General features: G+C 43.6%; 16 protein-coding genes. 2 read left to right on the plus strand and 14 right to left on the minus strand.

Translation table 11 applies throughout. The features are described from left to right. Window positions 1-11: 11 nt before the first annotated feature. The 6 genes from menE to PSF27_RS15870 form a co-directional block, all read right to left on the minus strand. On the minus strand, window positions 12-1,418 hold the full coding sequence (menE, locus tag PSF27_RS15845) for an o-succinylbenzoate--CoA ligase (protein ID WP_272681858.1): 1,407 nt from the start codon (window positions 1,416-1,418) through the stop codon (window positions 12-14). Further along, entirely contained in the window at window positions 1,406-2,377 is a 972-nt protein-coding gene (gene menC, locus PSF27_RS15850) for an o-succinylbenzoate synthase (RefSeq protein ID WP_206082335.1), read from the minus strand. Before menC ends, menE begins: the two co-directional genes overlap by 13 nt. After that, on the minus strand, window positions 2,377-3,234 hold the full coding sequence (gene menB, locus PSF27_RS15855; protein WP_206082336.1) for a 1,4-dihydroxy-2-naphthoyl-CoA synthase: 858 nt from the start codon (window positions 3,232-3,234) through the stop codon (window positions 2,377-2,379). Before menB ends, menC begins: the two co-directional genes overlap by 1 nt. Before the next feature lie 12 nt (window positions 3,235-3,246). Beyond that, complete coding sequence (menH, locus tag PSF27_RS15860; protein WP_272539639.1) at window positions 3,247-4,011, minus strand: 2-succinyl-6-hydroxy-2,4-cyclohexadiene-1-carboxylate synthase; 765 nt, start codon at window positions 4,009-4,011, stop codon at window positions 3,247-3,249. After that, entirely contained in the window at window positions 4,011-5,684 is a 1,674-nt protein-coding gene (gene menD, locus PSF27_RS15865) for a 2-succinyl-5-enolpyruvyl-6-hydroxy-3-cyclohexene-1-carboxylic-acid synthase (protein ID WP_272681859.1), read from the minus strand. Before menD ends, menH begins: the two co-directional genes overlap by 1 nt. A gap of 127 nt (window positions 5,685-5,811) precedes the next feature. Then, the gene (locus tag PSF27_RS15870; protein ID WP_272681860.1) at window positions 5,812-7,137 is read right to left on the minus strand and encodes an isochorismate synthase; all 1,326 of its coding nucleotides are present in this window, start codon (window positions 7,135-7,137) and stop codon (window positions 5,812-5,814) included. Between the two features lie 757 nt (window positions 7,138-7,894). On the opposite strand from PSF27_RS15870, the gene PSF27_RS15875 reads away from it, so the two are divergent. Together PSF27_RS15875 and PSF27_RS15880 are read left to right on the plus strand one after the other, a co-directional pair. After that, a complete protein-coding gene (locus tag PSF27_RS15875) occupies window positions 7,895-9,103 on the plus strand; it encodes an alpha-xenorhabdolysin family binary toxin subunit A (RefSeq protein WP_272681861.1) in 1,209 nt (402 codons plus the stop codon). Window positions 9,104-9,114: 11 nt separating this feature from the next. Continuing rightward, window positions 9,115-10,125 carry an alpha-xenorhabdolysin family binary toxin subunit B gene (locus tag PSF27_RS15880; protein ID WP_272681862.1) on the plus strand — a complete coding sequence of 337 codons (1,011 nt, stop codon included), beginning with the start codon at window positions 9,115-9,117 and terminating at the stop codon, window positions 10,123-10,125. A 54-nt stretch (window positions 10,126-10,179) separates the two neighbouring features. Here PSF27_RS15880 and nuoN read toward each other — a convergent pair whose 3' ends face one another. Genes nuoN through nuoG form a run of 8 tightly spaced genes read right to left on the minus strand, consistent with a single transcriptional unit; the run spans window position 10,180 to window position 20,139 of the window. After that, the gene (gene nuoN / locus PSF27_RS15885; RefSeq protein WP_206082342.1) at window positions 10,180-11,640 is read right to left on the minus strand and encodes an NADH-quinone oxidoreductase subunit NuoN; all 1,461 of its coding nucleotides are present in this window, start codon (window positions 11,638-11,640) and stop codon (window positions 10,180-10,182) included. A gap of 6 nt (window positions 11,641-11,646) precedes the next feature. Beyond that, on the minus strand, window positions 11,647-13,167 hold the full coding sequence (nuoM, locus tag PSF27_RS15890; protein ID WP_272681863.1) for an NADH-quinone oxidoreductase subunit M: 1,521 nt from the start codon (window positions 13,165-13,167) through the stop codon (window positions 11,647-11,649). A gap of 19 nt (window positions 13,168-13,186) precedes the next feature. Continuing rightward, entirely contained in the window at window positions 13,187-15,028 is a 1,842-nt protein-coding gene (gene nuoL / locus PSF27_RS15895) for an NADH-quinone oxidoreductase subunit L (protein ID WP_272539643.1), read from the minus strand. Next, window positions 15,025-15,327, minus strand: a complete 303-nt coding sequence (gene nuoK / locus PSF27_RS15900) for an NADH-quinone oxidoreductase subunit NuoK (protein ID WP_004259841.1) — start codon at window positions 15,325-15,327, stop codon at window positions 15,025-15,027. Before nuoK ends, nuoL begins: the two co-directional genes overlap by 4 nt. Next, a complete protein-coding gene (gene nuoJ, locus PSF27_RS15905; RefSeq protein ID WP_272681864.1) occupies window positions 15,324-15,860 on the minus strand; it encodes an NADH-quinone oxidoreductase subunit J in 537 nt (178 codons plus the stop codon). The genes nuoK and nuoJ overlap by 4 nt, the downstream gene beginning before the upstream one ends. Window positions 15,861-15,872: 12 nt before the next feature. Beyond that, entirely contained in the window at window positions 15,873-16,415 is a 543-nt protein-coding gene (gene nuoI / locus PSF27_RS15910; RefSeq protein ID WP_004259834.1) for an NADH-quinone oxidoreductase subunit NuoI, read from the minus strand. A gap of 14 nt (window positions 16,416-16,429) precedes the next feature. Beyond that, on the minus strand, window positions 16,430-17,407 hold the full coding sequence (gene nuoH, locus PSF27_RS15915; RefSeq protein ID WP_206082346.1) for an NADH-quinone oxidoreductase subunit NuoH: 978 nt from the start codon (window positions 17,405-17,407) through the stop codon (window positions 16,430-16,432). Beyond that, window positions 17,407-20,139, minus strand: coding sequence for an NADH-quinone oxidoreductase subunit NuoG (gene nuoG / locus PSF27_RS15920; protein WP_206082347.1), 2,733 nt, complete (start codon window positions 20,137-20,139; stop codon window positions 17,407-17,409). The genes nuoH and nuoG overlap by 1 nt, the downstream gene beginning before the upstream one ends. Between the last annotated feature and the right edge of the window lie 21 nt (window positions 20,140-20,160).

A 20,160-nucleotide genomic window follows, 5' to 3' on the forward strand; every position in this document is an offset into this window, starting at 1 on the left:
TTTTATTCAGCTCATCGGCCTTGAGCTAAAACCCAGCTTTTCACTTGCTGGCGAGACACTTTAATTCCCCCACTCTTTAAGCTAGGCTCTAACTGATAAAAGCGTTTCGGGTATTGATAGGGAGCAAGTTTGTCTTTTAACCAAACGGATAATTCACTGAGTGGTAAATCTGAGTCGCACTCCACCACGGCAACAGGGCGTTGACCAAATTCGGTATCATCAATGGGAATAATAAAACTTTGCGATACATTAGGGTGAGAATTAATGACTGCTTCAATATCTTCGGGTTGAACGCACTCCCCACCACTAATAAAGAGATTATCGAGGCGACCGAGTATTTGATACTCACCATCAATAAATGCGCCTTTATCATTCGTTTTAAACCAGCCATCAATACAATTTAAAGGCTTAATTTTACCGTCAAACCAATAGCCTAAAGCCTGACTCGTCGACTGAACTTGAACTTCATCAGCAACAACACGAATTTGTTTCCCTTTTAACGGTAGGCCTACACCACGTTTACCATCTGCACGCTTAGCACACACTGTCGAGGCCATTTCAGTCATACCATAGCCGCTCCAACATGCGATACCTCGACTTTCAGCTAAATCTGTTAATGCAACAGGAATAGAGGCTCCCCCCAACAACACTTCTTTAAGGGACAGTTGGCTGTCAAACTCACCATTAAGTAAACGCCATAATTGTGTTGGCACCAATGAAGCGTGAGTCACTCCTTGCAAAGCATCTATTAGTGGCGTACTTTTTAATGCGAGCGTTCCCCCTTTAAGCAGCCAACGCCAAACAATCCCTTGCCCAGAAACATGAAAAAGCGGTAGGGAAAGTAACCAACAATCACCCTGTTGGTAGTCCATCGCATTAACGACGCCATCTGCGCTACTGAGGTGCGCCTCAACGCTATGAACCGCCGCTTTAGGTAAGCCAGTTGATCCAGAGGTTAATATTAGTGTGGCTGGTTGTGTCACATGAATCTGAAAATTAACTGGTTGAAACTCATCATCACCAATAAAGTGGTAATACAGCTGATAGTCAAGATTTCGGTAATTTGAAAGTGTCTCAATATCATCAGTAAAATCAATCACGAAACTGATATCAAGATGGGGTAATAATTCCCTCAGCGTCCGTTCAGGTATCTTAGGGTTAAGAAGAAGAACACGCGCACCACAGGCAATCAGCGCCAGTTGGCTAAGTAATAACTCAACCGAGTTTTTACCCCGAAGAGCCACACATTGACCGTTCGTCACACCTTGCATTGAAAAATAGGTGACAAGATCTTTAACCTGTTGATTAAGTGAGTCCCAGGTTAGGCTCTCACAATCTGACTGTAAAGCAATTGAATTGGGTTGAAGATTGGCCCAATGCTGCCAAGGCCAATCTCTAAACTGCGTTAACTCTGCCATACAATGGTTAAGTCTTCTAACTGCTGTAATGGAATATCGCACTGCGGCCAAGGGCGGATTAACTGTGATTGAATTAAAGAAACCGTATCAAGGCCAGGGATAGTATTAGGTGTTAACCAATGCGCAACGCGAGCTAGCTGAGTTAAGCCAAAACTGCTTTCAATGGACGAGCTAATCACTGCTTGTAAGCCAAGGCGATGAGCATCTTCAACTAAAGAACGGCAATAGGCTAAGCTACCCGTAAGTGTTGGTTTAATCACAATTGCCGCAACACCCGCTTGAGCTTCCACCTTGAACCCCTCTTCTCGCACACTTTCATCCCATGCAATGTTAATGCCCGTATCAGCAGCAAATTGCAGAGACTCTTCACGCGTTTTACACGGCTCTTCTAAGAATGCGATACGATCACGATAGTCAGGGTTAACATATTTAGCAAACCCGTCCGCTTTCGTTCGTGTCCAACTGCGATTTGCATCAAGGCGTAGTTTGAGCTCAGGCACCGCTTCTAGCAACAAATTTGCTACCATGCCATCACGCACGGCCTCATATAAGCCCACTTTAACTTTCGCAACTTTTTCGCCTTCCATCGCATCAAGGCTTAAAATTAAGTCATCAGGATCACCACTACACAGTGGTGCTTTGCGATAGTCTGCGTCTTGGGGTAATTCGCCAGTTAGCTCAGCCACAGCACAACTACATCCAAATGCCACGGAAGGAAGTGGACTATCAGAAATTTTGCCGTCTTTCACCCATTCATTCAGGCGAACAATGGTTTCAGCGGTCGCTTCTTCCAAAGTTTCTTGACTGAATTCAGGTAGAGGTGAAATTTCCCCCCAACCTTCGTTATCCCCATCTTGCAAGCACACCAAAAGCCCATCACGTGTTTTGAGGCGTTGATAACGAAGGATAACACCTGCCTCCATAGGCAGGCTGAACGAATAAATTTTGGCTTTACGCATTACGGGTTACGCTTATATTTAGAGAAGTCAGGCGCACGTTTTTCGTTGAAGGCATTACGGCCTTCTTGACCTTCATCAGTCATATAGAACAGCATCGTCGCATTACCCGCCAATTCTTGCAGGCCTGCTTGGCCATCACAGTCCGCATTTAATGCTGCTTTCAAGCAACGCAGTGCCATTGGGCTATTCTCTAACATTTCACGACACCAGCGAACGGTTTCTTTTTCTAATTCTGCGTAAGGAACGACGGTATTAACCAGCCCCATATCTAATGCTTCTTTTGCATCATATTGACGGCATAAGAACCAGATTTCACGCGCTTTTTTCTGCCCTACAATACGCGCCATGTAAGATGCACCCCAACCGCCGTCAAAAGAACCTACTTTTGGCCCTGTTTGACCAAAAATCGCGTTATCCGCCGCAATCGTTAAATCACACATCATATGTAAAACATGACCGCCACCAATGGCAAAACCAGCAACCATTGCAACGACAGGTTTTGGACAGGTGCGAATTTGGCGTTGAAAATCTAAAACGTTTAAGTGATGAGTACCACTTTCATCACGGTATCCACCGTAATCACCGCGAATTTTTTGGTCACCGCCAGCGCAAAAAGCTTTTTCACCTTCACCCGTTAAAATAATAGTACCAATGTGGTCATCATAACGTGCGTCAGATAAGGCTTGGATCATCTCTTTAACCGTTTGAGGACGAAACGCATTGCGCACTTGCGGGCGATTAATCGTAATTTTCGCGATCCCTTCGGGGGATTTATGATACAGAATATCGTCAAACCCTTCGGAGCAATCTTGCCATTCAATAGGTGCGTACAGTTTTTCTTCGCTTGGATAAATCATTCTCAAATTCCTTTAACCACAGTGTGATAAAAAATGGTGAAGTGCAGTTGCATAGCCCACAGGATTTTCTCGATGAGCATTATGCCCTGCATTTTCAATCAGCGTTAATGGCAATGTGTATTGTTGCGAAACGCTTCGAAACTTTTGATCTCGCTCTCCACAAAAATAGTGGTACGGGCAAGATAATTGATGCAAATTTGGCACTAAAAACGGCTGCTGAGATAACGATGTACTCTCAAGCATGTCCGCAATACCTTGCGGATTATTTTCTTGACGCAATTCAATCAGTTTATTTCTCTGTTCTGGTGATAAATCCGCAAAAACAGCTTGTTGGTACCAATCATTTAGTACCTTTTTTATGGACTCTGTGCGAAAACGTTGTGCCCATGCTTTATCATTCTTTTCACGGTCGCGTCTCGCCTGCATGTCATCCAACCCAACATTTCCGCCCTCTATAACCAACCCTAATAAACCTTTTGGCTGGTAAAAGCAGGCAAAATGCATAGCAAGGCGAGCTCCCAATGAATAACCTATCAAGTAATATTCATCAACATGATGATATTGCAGAAGTGCATTTAATTGCTCATCGAAGTGTTCGAAACCTTGACACGTCTCTTTCTGCGAAGCACCGTGTCCAGGCAAATTAATGGCTAGTGATCGGTAATCATTAAACTGTCTAATCACAGGAAGCCAATCATCTGCACTCCCCAGCAACCCATGAAGCCAAATGAGCCAAGGACCTGATTTTTCTGGATTGTACTGTGTAGCTGTTAGCATTATAGCTCCGAGACGACGCTGAGTAGCTGTTGTAACGTTCGAGCACCCTCATCACTGTCCACAACCAATTCCACAACCAATGTACCATACTGATTATGCCAAAATTGCTGGACAGTATTCTTTAAACTTTCCCAATCTGTCGGGGCACAATACTGCAAGCCAAACATTTTTGCTGCAGGTTCAAAGCTGACATTCTGCGGCATACAATAATAATTTTGTCTCGCGTCAGCTGGGGTTGGCAGCATAGAGAATATTTGGCCGCCATTGTTATTGACAATAACCAAAATGGTCGGCGCTGAAGGTTTTCGTAATAACGCGAGGCTATTTAAGTCATATAAAGCTGACAGATCCCCGACAATACCTAAGGTCGGTCTCGCCGTTGCACGCTGAACACCTGCCAATGTAGAAATTAATCCATCAATACCACTAGCTCCTCGATTGCTATAAACGGGATAGCTAACAGGTAGTTGTGCGAATGAATCAATTAAGCGTACGATTAAACTATTACCCACAAATAATTGTCCACGCGGAGGAAGTAGTTCTGGGAGTTGATGTGCAACTGCGGCTTCAGAAAATTGACCTGAAAGTTGTTTTTCAACACAATTTTGAGTTTTCTCAGCAAGGCTCAATAATGCTTCACACCATAAGCTGCGCGGCTGAGCGGGATGGTTATCAAGCCAGCCCTTAATCGAACAAGTCAACTTGCGGCCCATGTGATTCGCAGGGTCTAAACGTTGTGGTATTGAGTCCACAATCCAGTACTCTTTCGGTTGGCAATTAGCTTGCCATTGCAACAAACGTTTACCTGTAATACTTGAGCCAAACTGCACCACTAATTCAGCACTCTGCAATATAGCTTGAGCACTCGGGTTTTGTAACCATAAATCACTGCAAGGATAGGGCTGCCCTGTTTGAGATAACACATCACCAAGAACGGGCCAGCCCAACTCTTGAGCCCACAGGGCAACTAATTCGCCTTCAGTAGCATTCATTCGCCCTGCGATGACAACACCCTTTTTCTGACGCCAAAAGTACCAATCCGCCACGAGTGCAACCGTATGTGTTAACGGCTCACTTAACCATGGGTGATTTGAGTTCCACCAATCACCTAATGTTTGCTGCCATTCATACTCCCCCTCATTTTCGCCATAGAGGGGTTCAGCAAATGGGCAGTTAATATGAAAAGCACCATGATGGAGTTGGTTCATGCCGTTATCAACAGCAGTCACCAGCCATTTAGCGGAAATATCTCTCGTTGGACGAGGCAGCATCAATGACTGAGTCGGATGCGAAGCAAATATATGGGTTTGGCGAATAGCTTGATTTGCACCACAATCAATCAGTTCAGGAGGACGGTCAGCTGTCAAAAAAATAACGTTTTCACCCGTTAACCCAGCTTCTATCAATGAAGGATACAAATTAGCCACCGCAGTACCTGAAGTCACTATCACGCCGACAGGCTCACCGCTTGCCTTAGCCAGTCCGAGCGCAAGATGACCTAAGCCACGCTCATCAAAATGCGTATGGCAATGCAATTTTGGATTGTTACTTGCCGCTAACGTTAAAGGCGTCGAACGGGAGCCTGGCGCGATACAAATGTGTTTCATACCATGACGGCTAAGTGCTTCAATGATCACTTCAGCCCAACGGATATTAAATGCAGAATTCGACATAATATGCTCAGCAAATTATTAATTATCAATCAGTTTAGACTGATAGAAAAAAGTTTCTTGATCTCAGAACAATTTTTGATGAACTAATTGAAAATAAAAAGGAATAACCTTTTTTATTCTAAGGTTTTTAGCCATTACCAAACAACGATTTTAAACCCGCTGCTTTATTTTCAATTTCTTCCCACTCTTGTTCAGGAGCTGAATCTCTCACTATGCCAGCGCCTGAGTATAATGAAACTTGCGAACCATTAATTTGCGCACAGCGCAAAGAAACGGCAAACTCGCTTTTATTTAAGCTAATAAATCCGCCTGTTCCCGCATACCAGCCACGAGAAAAAGGTTCATTCTTTGCAAGAAATTGCCTTGCTGCCTGTCGTGGTAAGCCACATACAGCGGCTGTTGGCTGAAGTCGTTGCAAACAATCGCTGTCTGAAGGCTCAATCAGCGTTGCCACGATAGAACGATATAAATGTTGAATTTTTCTCAAGCGGATCACTTTCGCCGATGAAACATCTACTCCCGTAACAGCCCCTTGCAATTGTTGGCAAATATCATCCACGACAACTAAATTCTCGTGTTGATTTTTTTTGTCTTCCATTAACCATTTTGCTTGTTCCGCCGCAATGTTATCATCAGGATCATTCGCCACTGTACCAGCTAGAGCCTCTGAATTAAGCTGTGTTCCCTGCCTCAGATATAAACGTTCTGGCGTCGAAGAAATAAAGCCCGAATGTTTGTCAAACGCCATCATAAAATGGTAACAATAGTGGTTAACTTGTTGACTGGCAGATAAAAGCTCCGCGACTGAAATCGCATTTGATAGTGTGAGTTGGGTCTCCCGCGCCATAACCACTTTTTCCATCTTACCTGCTTTCATATCGCTAATGGCGCAATTTAATAAACGGCACCATTCATCATGGCAAGGAATATGTTTTTGCTCAGTAATCGACGCAGAAAGCGTTAGTGAGACATCTGGTGCCGCTGTCAGTTGCGAAAGAAATAAAATTGCAGCCTGAATGTCATCTTTTCCATCAATATTCAAGTTCACATTAATTGTTGAGCGCAGCCGATGAATCTCTAAACGCGGGAGAAAACAATATGTTGCTTGCTGTTTTTCTTCATCTGTGAGGCCATCCCCCACTGCATTCCAACCATTTAAGCCCCACAAACGCAAATCAGGTATCTGTGGGTTTTGGGATAAGAAATATTCGGCATCCTCAATAGAGCAAAAGGATTTAACACGTCCCAACGCACTGCATTCCTCTGCACCTGTACGTTGATACCAATAAAATTGCGGGTAACAAGCTTGCGAAGATAACCATGCTAAACCAGGAAAAATGGTTTGCTCGTCAAGTTGCCAAACAAGTCGTACGTATTCTTTGTTTCCCAGTGCCAATGTAGACAAGTGTTCCAGAATTTCAGCTATTACATTATCAATTTTTTTATTTATCACTTTAGATCCCTACTGCCACAGCACATAGATTTACACCAATTATTATATAGCGCAATGTAATGCATTAATACATTGATTAATTATTGTATCTATAACTAGTCTCCCACAAGCACGCCTTTACTTATTCACAAAGACCAGCCAAAGCTGAGATTCGATGCTCTGCTTGCATCTAGTATAGTTTATTCTAACAATTATATAATGACATATTCATTTAATTAATTGATATTTTGTGGCTTTATCACTGTTCTTGGGATTACATTACCGATTTATTGGCCAATCAACTGCTTTACATCATCGATGCCAAGGATTAAATGGGGAGCGGACATTAATTCGTATAAAATATACTCGATTCTATTTATCGTATTTCATTATGAAACATATCTTTAATATCAATTGAACACGGAAAGTACAATACCTTATCTTATGGTACGATACTTTCTCCCTATCCTCTTTCCATATAAGATTATTTTTATAAAATTAATCTTTCCATTAATTAAGCTAATTTTATAAATACAAATTTTTACTATTGTGATACGCACATTGAGTTATTTTTTAGCGATGATTTTCATTTTTTAGTATCAACCCCCGTCATCACTTTCTAGTAGGTTATTCAATATAAAGCGCTCACCTTATGCTTTACCAATGATTAATTTCCATTGAATAGAACTAATTCAGACACCTACTGTACATACGTCTCCAAACAATGAATCAAGTTAAAAATTCATTACTCATTAACTTAATAAATCTGGAATTCATAATGTATATTCAAGAAAACTATGACCGAATTATTGAAAAAGAAAATATAGGAAATGCAACATTAGCATTGTTAACTAACCAAGATACGCTTTCTGCGCGTTCCGCAGGTATATTTACCTTAGATGATTTAGTCAATATTCATAAACATGTTCGTTTCGCACTTTCTCTTCCTTTACGAGAAATAGATATTTTGAAATGGTTTGGTATCAATGATTCAACAGAACTACCAATTAGCCATCATGATTTAACAAGTGCAATTATTGATATTCGAAATCATGCAAATAGTTGGGATAATGTAGAACAACAAGTTAAAGAACAATCTGTTAATTTATCACTGACAAGTCGCAATATTACACAAACAGGAAATCAGATAATTGAATATATTAACCACATGCCTATTTTGCAAAGAATATCCGATAGTTTAGATGATTTAACCACAAATGACTTAGATAAAATAACCTATCAAAATGATGACCAACAAATTGCTACTGAGCTTGTTAGCATTTTAAATATAATTAAAAATGACATTAAGCAGCAATCAATAAAGACAATAAAAATTAAAAATACAGTATCAGATTTTAGAGCTTACATTACAGGCGGATACCTCTCAAATTTTGAGCATGTTGAATCACTTTTATTTAATATAAAAGGTATTTATCAGCAACTCGAACCGACCAATCAAGATAGCACCGAATCTTTTTTGAAAGAAATGATTGAATTTAAAAAGCAAGATATTATGCAACTAGAACAAGAATATTCTCACTTTATTAAATTATGTTTTACTGGATTAGCTGGCGGAATTATTGGCCTAGTCATTACCAGCAGTATTTTTGGACCTAAAGCCGATTTGATAAGAGCCAGAAAAAATGAACTACTGAAAGAAATTGCCGAAATAAACACCAAGATAAACAATGAAAAATTAATTCAAAAAACAATTTTCGATATCCAACTTAACTTACATAAACTTGAGGGACTATTTAAAGATGCTAGATTAGCGATTGACCACCTTGACTATATGTGGCTAGTTATTTTAACAGAAATAAAACAGTCAATTGATATTTTTCAGCGAATAAACAATGCAGACAAACTCATTCGATTTATTGCCCAGTTCAAGAAAATTATTATGTCTTGGAGTTCAATTCAAGATTACTCAGTTCATTTAATTACATTATTTGATGAGCTACAAAAAAATAACACATCATCTCAATAAAAGGCATTAATATGCATGACAACCTTGATTTACCAATGTTACCCCCTATTGATATTTATCAGTTAAGATGTATTTCAAATAATATCGTTGCATTTAATAAAAGCATCATGAGTTATGATTATATTATTTACGGACGAATTCAAAAAATCGCAATTAAAACAGAGCGTCTCAATGAGTTGATCCGGAATTCGATTCCAATATTACGCATCAAAATTAATTATATAATAGACAATGAGTTAAATAACCCCCAAAGCTCAACAACCACCGAAGATAGCTATTCAGATATTAAAAAACAACTTCTAACCGCCAATTTTATTGATGATTTAATGGATGCAAAGTTAGAATTAGAAAAACTTATTTCAAAAATACGCTACGCAAATGAATCACTACTGATCTTTCACCTTAACGAACCTAATAAGTTAAAACTAACCCAGTACACTAGCCAAAAAGAAATCCTTTTGACATCCAAGCACAGTATGCAAGCTAAAATAAATGATTTACACAAGAATTATTCTATTATTATGGCTGCTGAAGATATTGTTTTGCGAGCAAAGCTAACTGATTTTTTTGATAAGTATTTTAAAGGGAAAGAGTTAATTGACGCTCTAAACATCCCCCCAAATAAAAAAGATATTTTAAAATCTGCAATTAGTTATATTAGAAACCTGCTAACAATGGTAGATGATGGCCTTGAATTTGCTAAATTAGTTGATGTTAGATTGTACTTAAATGACCAAATTATTGAGCACAAAGAAGAACTTAATACCATTGATACAAATATTTTTAGACTCACACAACTAATGTCTCTTTCCAATGAAGTTACTGCCATCGATTTACATAAACAAACCATTATCCACCAAGTTGGATTACTCAAAAATTACTGGGAGTCATGGTGTCAATATATTAGTGAAAAGATACCAGAACAACCCCTTAACTTAGTACAAATCAATACGGCAAGCCAAATGCTGATGACTTATTTGAATGATGTGGAATATCAATACCAACGCCAGCTACCCGATTAAAAAAAAACCGGTTACTTTGCAGTAACCGGCTTCATATTACTTAGACTGTATTCATTAACCAACGATTGCTACAGCTAATGCCGAAATATCAATAAGCGGTTGTGGCCAAACACCGAAGACAATGGCTGCAATTGCACAGACAGCTGCAAAAACCGTACCCAGAGTTGCTTTTTCAGGGCCAGTATAACGTTCAGCATGTTCTGCATCACGACTGTACAGACTTGCCATAAAGCGCAGGTAATAGTACAAACCGATTGCACTACCGACCACAACAGCACCTGTCAACCACCACAGTTCGGCATTTACCGCTGAAACAATCACATAGAATTTACCGATAAACCCTAATGTAATAGGAATACCTGCTAAGGATAACAGTGCGACTGTCATCACAGTTGCAAGCACAGGCTTGTGCCAGAACAACCCACGAAATGCGCTGAAATCGTCTTGATCATCACCACGATAAGGGCTAGAAACGATACTGATCACGCCAAATGCGCCCAAACTTGCAAACAAGTAACCGACTAAATAAATAGCAATCGTTACTTGTGAAGCAACAGGGTCAATACGCAAAGCAACCAGTGCCACTAACAGATAACCCATATGGGAGATAGAGGAGTAACCCAATAAACGTTTTGCGCTTTTTTGTGTGATAGCCAGTAAGTTACCAAACAGAATAGACGCAATTGCAATCACTGAAATAACAATTGTCAGTGTGTCGCTACTGGTAATTGGCGCTTCCATAAAGATACGCACTAGCACGGCAAAGATAGCAATTTTACTGCCCGTTGCTAGGAAAGCTGAAACTGGTGCTGGCGCGCCTTGGTAAACGTCTGGTGTCCACAATTGGAATGGAAACAGTGACAGTTTAAAACCAAAGCCAACAATCAGCATACCGAAACCAATCATCACTAATGGTGCGTGAATTTGGCTATCAGAAAGGCTTTGACCAACCGCAGCAAAACTTAAGCTGCCAGATTCTGCGTACAGCAACGCAATACCAAATAACAGGAACGAAGAGGCTGCTGCAGATAACAGCATGTACTTAATCCCTGCTTCCAGTGTACGTTTACGTTCGAAGGTATACGCCACTAAACCAAACAGCGGTAATGAAATCAGCTCGATACCGATAAACATTGATGCCATATGATTTGACATGGATAACAGCACACCACCTGCGACGGCAATTGCGACTAACAGATGGAATTCATCTCTGTTATCACCAAAGCCTTCTAACCAGTGGTAAGCAAAGATACTGGTGCCGATACCTGCGATCAGGACAAGCGCACTATAGAACAGCGCAAAGCCATCAACACGGATAAGCGAAGTCACATCCATTAGGTAGCCATCGGCTACCCAAATGAGTGAAAGCAACGCAATGATAAAACCCGATACTGTCAGCGCGGCACTAGTCAGGTGATCGCGTCGCCACGCAATGGACAGCATCACAACCACCGCCGTCAACCCGACGATCATCAGTGGTAGTATTGCGATCAGTTCTTGAGGAGTTATTGTCATGGCGAATTACAGCCCTAATGTTGTTAGTGAAGCAGAATACAGGTTATGCAATGTTTCCATTGAACCAACTGATGTATCTAAAATTGGTTGTGGATAGAAACCGATAATAACCAGTAAAGCAGCCAGAGCCAGTAGCACACCGAATTCACGCGCCGTTAACCCTTTCATTTCTTTTTCTGATTTTGGTGTACCGTAGTAAGTCTGCTGCATCATCCACAGTGAGTAGATAGAAGCAAACACCACACCAAATACCATAATGCAGGTCACTAATGTGAATTGGCTGAAGCTACCGAATAGGATCATGAATTCGCCAATGAAGTTACCTGTACCTGGCATTCCTAGCGTTGCCGCAGCAAAGAACAGGGACATTCCTGGTAACCATTTAATGCGTTTCCACAATCCACCCATCATGCGCATATCACGCGTTTGCGTACGCTCATACAGTTGGCCACTGATGATAATCAGCGCTGCACCTGACAGACCGTTGGTGATCATTTGGATTACAGCACCTTGGTACGCCAACACTGAGCTTGCATAAATCGCCACGGTCACAAAACCCATATGGGATAAGCTACTGTATGCCGCCAGACGTTTAATGTCGGTTTGTTTGAACGCTAACCATGCACCATAGAAGATACTGACCACACCCAGAGTCATTGCCACTGGCGTGAACTGGATAGACGCTTCTGGGAACAGAGGCAAAGTAAAACGTAACAGACCATACGCAGCGGTTTTTAGCATAATACCCGAGATATCTACCGAACCTGCGGTTGGTGATTGCTCTTGGGTATCCGCCATCCAACCATGGAATGGTACCAGAGGCATTTTAACAGCGAAGGCAATAAAGAAGCCTAACATCAACATGAATGCGACGCTGCTAGACATTTGCGTGCCTAATAACTGGTCGTAATCAAATGTTAAGGTACCCGTTGAGTTGAAGTGTGCCAGTGCCAGTCCAATGATAGACACTAACATAATCAAGCCACTTGCCTGCGTATAGATAAAGAACTTAGTCGCTGCGTTGATATGTTTTCTGTTCTCTGAACCTTTGTGTCCCCAGTTAGCAATCAGGAAGTACATAGGGATCAGCATCATCTCCCAGAAGAAGAAGAATAAGAACAAGTCAACCGCAGTGAAAATCCCCATTACCCCAGTGATAATCCACAGAAGGTTAAAGTGATACGCACCTTGGTTCTTTTGGTTTTCACTCCATGAGCTCAGAATCGAGAACGCCCCCATGATAGCCGTCAAAACGACCATCAACAGTGATAAACCGTCAATCGCTAAGTGAATGTTGATTCCCAATGCAGGGATCCACGACATGAAAAACTCGGATTGCCATAGTGGAACGCCTTGTGGGTTAGCCAGAGAGTAGCTCCCTTGTAACCACAATTGCACGGAAATAATAAGTGTTAATCCCATCGTCGCCAGCGCAATCCAACGTGGAGCGCGGTGACTGAACCGGTCAGCCTGCCAACTTAGCAGGCCACCGATGAAGGGAATAAGTATTAGCCAGGGTAGTAGCATGGCGCAATGTGTCCCTTAATTAAACCAAAAGCAGCAGAGCAAGAATCAGCACTGCACCCAGCCCCAATGAGGCAACATACCAACGGATCTGGCCGTTTTCACTCACTGCAAGTCCTTTATTTGCCCAACGTGAAAGATGTGCAGGAATATTCATCAGTGAGTTAATCGGATCGCTTTCCAGTAGCCATGCAATACCTTTAAACGGTTTCACAAAGACTACATCATACAGCCAGTCGAATCCCCATGCTTGGTACCACCAAGCACTGAAGAAGCGGCCAACCGCCGTTTTCGCGATAGCATCAACAATGGAACGTCTGAACAGATAGAGGAATACCGCAATCAACAAACCTGCGATTGCAAACCCGCCCGAAATCGCTTCAAGTAAGACTTTACCGTCTTCACTTCCTGCGGCTTCCGCTGGGAACACCCCTTCTAATGGTTGGTGGATTAATGCACCAACAAACGTTGCAAGGATAGCCAGAATGCCAAGTGGCAATGTGTGAGTGATGCCTTTAACCTTGTGCGCTTTGATTTTTGCTTCACCATGAAACACGATGAAAATCATACGGAAGGTATAAATTGCAGTCATTAATGCACCGAGGATACCTGCCCACAGCAACACAGTCTGTCCATCAAGCTTAGCTCCCCACAAAATCGCATCTTTACTGTAGAAACCTGCGGTAAACAGTGGCAATGCTGCCAGTGCGCTTCCGCCGATTAACATCACAGCATAAATGAATGGAATTTGCTTACGCAACCCACCCATTTTGAAGATGTTTTGCTCGTGGTGGCAAGCGAGGATCACCGAACCTGCTGACAGGAACAACAATGCTTTGAAGAAAGCGTGCGTCATCAGGTGGAAAATCGCCGCATCCCAAGCTTGAACACCCAGAGCCAAGAACATATAACCAATTTGGCTCATGGTTGAATAAGCGAGGACACGTTTGATATCCGTTTGGACCACTGCTGCAAAACCTGCCAGTACGAGTGTTACCGCACCCACAACGCCGACTAAGTGTAATACTTCAGGCGCTAACAGGAACAGAACATGGGTACGTGCGATTAAGTAGACACCCGCAGTTACCATGGTTGCGGCGTGGATCAGTGCAGAAACTGGTGTTGGGCCCGCCATCGCATCAGCTAACCATGTTTGTAATGGTAGCTGTGCAGATTTACCGACTGCACCACCTAATAACATCAAGGTTGCCCAGTTGATTGCGCTTGAACCCTCAGCAAATTTCTGAGGTGCTAACACCGCCATTTCGCTGAAATTCAGTGTGCCCAGTTCATTCCACAGAATAAACATACCGATAGCAAGGAACACGTCACCGATGCGCGTCACAAAGAACGCTTTCATCGCGGCTTTGCCGTTGTCTGGATTAGTGTAATAAAAACCAATCAACAAGTAACTGCACAGCCCTACCCCTTCCCAACCGAGATACATCAGCATCATGTTATCGGCGAGGACTAAAACCACCATGCTCGCGATAAACAGGTTGGTGTAAGCGAAGAAACGTGAGTAACCTTCCTCGCCACGCATATACCAAGAGGCATACACGTGAATAAGGAAGCCCACACCCGTTACCACACCTAACATAGTCAGTGACAGACCATCTAACATCAGGGTGAATGGGATATTAAAGGTACCGACAGACATCCAAGTCCAAAGTGGCTGAATAAACACACCAGCGTCGGGTTGAGCTAAAAATTCGTTACCAGCATAGAATGCGACGAGGGCAGCTAAGCCGACCGACCCCGCACCAATAATGGCCGAAACGTTTTCTGACCAGCGTCCACGGGAGAAGGCTAACAACACCGACCCCAGTAAAGGCAACAGAATAGTTAAATAGAGTAGGTTCATCCGCGCATCTCACTGACTTTATCAATATTCAGGTTCTGACGATGACGATGGAGTTGCAGTAACAACGCCAATCCAATACTCGCCTCCGCTGCAGCCAGTGTGATTGCCAAGATATACATAATCTGGCCGTCTGGTTGCCCCCAAAAACTCCCTGCAACGACAAATGCCAGTGCAGTTGAGTTAATCATGATTTCCAGTCCGATCAACATGAAAAGCAAGTTGCGGCGGATAACAAGGCAGCTAAGCCCCATCACAAATAGAATTGCCGCTAAAATCAGACCATGTTCTAGAGGTATCATTTTTGCTCCTCCGCAATGCTAACAAGGTCAGCACCGTTTTCTTTGCGGTCACGTCCAACATGGAATGCGACGACGATACCTGCCAATAACAGCAGTGAAGCAAGTTCAACAGCCAGAACATATGGCCCGAACAAGCTGATACCGACTTCTTTCGCCCCAATCACCGTACCATCAATGCCCTTCTCGTAAGATAAAGAAGTGATGCCGTAAACCAGGATAGCCAGTAACACTGCGGATAAACCCGCTGGACCAATCCAGTTTTTCGGCGTTAGCCAAGCCCGCTCTTGCTCTTGCACAGAGCGACCTAGGTTCAGCATCATGACGACGAACACAAACAAGACCATAATGGCACCTGCGTAAACGATGATTTCCAGCGCACCCGCGAAATACGCGCCGAGTGAGAAGAACACCATTGACAGTGCCAGCAGAGAAACAACCAGATACAACAGTGCATGCACCGGGTTGGTATTCGTTATCACCCTCAAAGTTGCAAGTATTGCAACCAGACTGGCGATATAAAATGTAAATTCCATGAATATCGCTCCTTATGGCAACAGGTCTTTGACGTTAATCGGTTTCGCTTCGTTATCCGCTTCACCTTTGTCTTTACCTGCAATCGCCATACCCGATTTACGGTAAAAGTTATAATCAGGATATTTACCTGGACCTGAAATCAACAGGTCATTTTTCTCGTAAACCAGATCCTGACGTCGCCAGTCGGCCATTTCAAAGTCAGGTGTTAATTGGATTGCCGTCGTTGGGCAAGCCTCTTCACACAGACCACAGAAAATGCAACGCGAAAAGTTAACGCGGAAAAATTCCGGATACCAGCGTCCATCTTCGTGCTCCGCTTTTTGCAGTGAGATACATCCCACTGGGCAAGCAACAGCACATAAGTTACACGCAACACAACGCTCTTCACCGTCTGGATCGCGGGTTAACACGATACGACCACGGTAACGGGGTGGCAGATAAACCGGCTCTTCTGGATACATTTGCGTTTCGCGTTTATCGAACGCATGTAGGCCGACCATCCAAATACTACGTACTTGGGTGGCGAAACCGACCAATAACTCTTTCAATGTCATGGTTCAATCACCCCTTACTGAGCGTTGTATAAAATCACTGCTGCAGTACCCAGCAGATTAAGCAGCGTCAATGGCAGACAAATTTTCCAGCCGAAAGACATCACTTGGTCATAACGTGGACGCGGTAAAGAGGCACGAATCAGGATGAACATCATCATGAAGAAGCCAGTTTTGATAGCAAACCACAAGAATGACGGCAGGAACGGGCCATGCCAGCCACCAAAGAACAGCGTCACAATCAGGGCAGAAACCGTTACGATACCGATATACTCACCAACGAAGAACAGACCGAACTTCATCCCTGAGTATTCAACGTGGTAACCATCCGCAATCTCTTGTTCTGCTTCTGGTTGGTCAAACGGGTGACGGTGACATACCGCAACGCCCGCAATCGCAAAGGTCAAAAAACCAAAGAATTGAGGAATAATGTTCCACATGCCTTCTTGGGAGTTCACAATATCAATCAGGTTGAATGAACCCGCTTGTGCGACTACGCCCATTAAAGATAAGCCTAAGAACACTTCGTAACTGACGGTTTGTGCCGAAGCACGCATCGCCCCTAATAATGAATATTTGTTGTTACTTGACCAACCTGCGAACAGAACCGCATACACCGCTAAACCAGCCATCATCAGGAAGAATAAAATCCCAATGTTTAAGTCTGCTACGTGCCAAGTCGGGCTGACAGGTACGATGGCGAATGCAAGGAACAGTGAACAAAATGCGATAACTGGCGCTAGCGTAAAGATTTTCTTGTCCGCGAACTGTGGGATCCAGTCTTCTTTAAACAGCATTTTGAACATGTCGGCGATTAACTGGCCCATCCCAAACGGGCCAACGCGGTTTGGGCCATAACGATTCTGGAACAGACCGAGAATACGGCGCTCTCCCAGACTCATGTAAGCCCCACAAGTCACAACAACCAATAAAATGACGACAGATTTGAGGATGGAAATTAATACTTCCATCACTTCAGGAGAAATCCAATCCATCATGCTCCCCTCCGCAGATTATTGACTGACACGCCAGCCATTGAAGGTGCGATACCTGGCATCCCTAATGGTAAGCCAATTTGACCTGTCGACAGGTTGTTGCTGATGCGTACAGTCAAGTTAAATCCTTGACCTGCATGGCTAAACTCAGCTTTTGTCCCTGCTGCCAAACCAAGTGCCGCAGCATCTTGCGTGCTCAGCATGATATAAGGCTCTGGCATGCGCTGTTGAATCACCTCTGAACGCTGTGACATTTCATCACTACCGAACAGATGGTAATACGGCGCGACTACCCACTGCGCATCCGCTGCTTGGTAAGCTGCTGGAATATCAGTGAAGTAAGCCAATTTACTTTCTGTTGAATTGAACAGGCGCACACCAGGGTCACCAAATAATAAATGGCCACCGACTTCCGCTTGGAATTTATTCCACGCTTGAGGTGAGTTCCAACCTGGCGCCCATGCAAATGGAATTTGCTGGCGTGGTGCGGTTGGGCTGTTGTTCCCTTCCATTGAGAAAGCAAATGGAGAGTCAATATCTTGCGGTTGGCGTGGTTCATGCACAGATTGGTTCGCCAGCATTGCTGTACGACCACTGTAACGATGCGGCTCACGCGCTAATTTTTGTCCGCGGATACGGAATGAGGCTTTCGGTGCTGAATCCACAATACCCGCAAATTGCGGTAATGCAGCCACACAGTCAGCAATCACATGGTCAAGTTGCGACCAATCTGCATCACGTTCTTGCGCTTCTGTTTGCAGCGAGTGCATCCAGCGCCAGCTTTCGTTCATCACGATAGTTTTGTCGTAATAAGTTGGGTCGAAAACTTGGAAGAAACGTTGTGCGCGACCTTCTTGGTTAATCAACGTACCGTCTGCTTCTGCGAAACTCGCCGCTGGCAGAACAAGCGTTGCTTTATCCATGATGTCAGTTTGCTGGTGATCAGCAACAATCAGGTGACTCAATTTCGCTAATGCGCTATTGACTGCATCCACACTGCTGTGACGGTAAAGGTCATTTTCGATAACGATAGCCACATCCGCTTCGTTCGCTTCAATGCGAGCTAATGCGCTGTCTAATGGCTGTGCGTTCATCATCGCTAAACCGAAGCTGTTCGCATGAGAGGCTAAGTAAGATAAGCCCACTTGTGCGCCTTTCGCTTTCAGTGCAAATGCCACGTTCGCTGCCGCTTGGATCATCGCATCGCTCGCGCTGTGGCTACCGCTGATAATCAGTGGTTTTTTCGCGCTTGAAAGGGCTTGTGCGATGGTTTCCACTTTCGCTTTAAGGTCCGCTGGCAAGTCGTTAACCGCAGGCGCCTCACCGTTAATCATATTGGCGATAGCAAAACCGAAACGCGCTTGGTCAGCAACTGGGGCACGGTAATTAAAAGCCGCAACGTCGTCTAAGCGGGTATCATCAACGTTGGTGATAAACAGCGGATATTTTGCATGTTGACCAATGTTCATGATTGCCGCGATTTGCCAATCAGCCACTTTCTGTGCTGCGGCCATTTCACGTGCTTTACCTTTCACCGCTTGACGAACAGAAAGTGCCATACGTGCACCTGTCTGAGTTAAATCTTCACCCAGAACCAGCACCGCATCGTAACCTTCAACTTCACGCAGCGTTGGGGTATAGATACCACCATTTTGCAGAATATTTTGCATCAGCGCTAAACGGCTTTGCTCACCTGTGGAAATACCAGAATAGAAGTTTTCTGCGCCCACTAATGCACGTAATGCGTAGTTGCTCTCAATGCTTGCACGTGGAGAGCCAATACCAATCACTTTTTTCGCTTGATTGATAATTTGCGCACCGCTTTGCATTGCTTCAATAGCAGAGATAACCTGTTTAACACCATCTTTGTTCAAGACAGCCTGACGTGGACGGTCTTTGCGGTTAACGTAACCGTAACCAAAGCGACCGCGGTCACACAAGAAATAGTGGTTAACAGAACCATTATAACGGTTTTCGATACGGCGAATTTCACCATAACGTTCACCTGGGCTAGTATTACAACCGATACTGCACTGTTGGCAGATACCTGGTGCAAATTGCATATCCCATTTACGGTTATAGCGCTCAGAGTGGGTTTTGTCAGTAAATACCCCTGTCGGGCAGACTTCGACTAAGTTGCCAGAAAATTCACTTTCCAGCGTGCCGTCTTCTGTACGACCGAAGTACACGTAGTTGTGAGCTCCATAAACCCCTAAATCCGTGCCATCTGCGTAATCTTTATAGTAACGAACACAACGGTAACACGCGATACAGCGGTTCATTTCATGACTAATGAAAGGCCCCAGATCTTGGTTAATGTGTGTGCGTTTCGTAAAACGATATTTACGCATGTTATGGCCAGTCATCACCGTCATATCTTGCAGGTGGCAGTTACCGCCCTCTTCACAGACTGGACAGTCATGTGGGTGGTTGGTCATCAGCCATTCTACAACACTTTCACGGAATTGCTTGGCTTCTTCATCATCAATAGAGATGAAGGTGCCTTCCGTTGCCGGTGTCATACAAGACATTACTAGGCGACCGCGGGTATCATCCGCGTTCTGATACTGCTTAACCGCACACTGGCGGCAAGCGCCAACGCTTCCCAGCGCTGGATGCCAGCAAAAATAAGGAATATCTAGCCCGAGAGAAAGACAGGCTTGTAACAGGTTTTCAGACCCGTTAACGTCATATTCTTTGCCGTCTACATATATTGTAGCCATAGTCAGCATGCTTCCCAAAGGCCCGCATAA

This window comes from Providencia sp. PROV129, assembly GCF_028482245.1.
GTDB lineage: Bacteria > Pseudomonadota > Gammaproteobacteria > Enterobacterales > Enterobacteriaceae > Providencia > Providencia vermicola.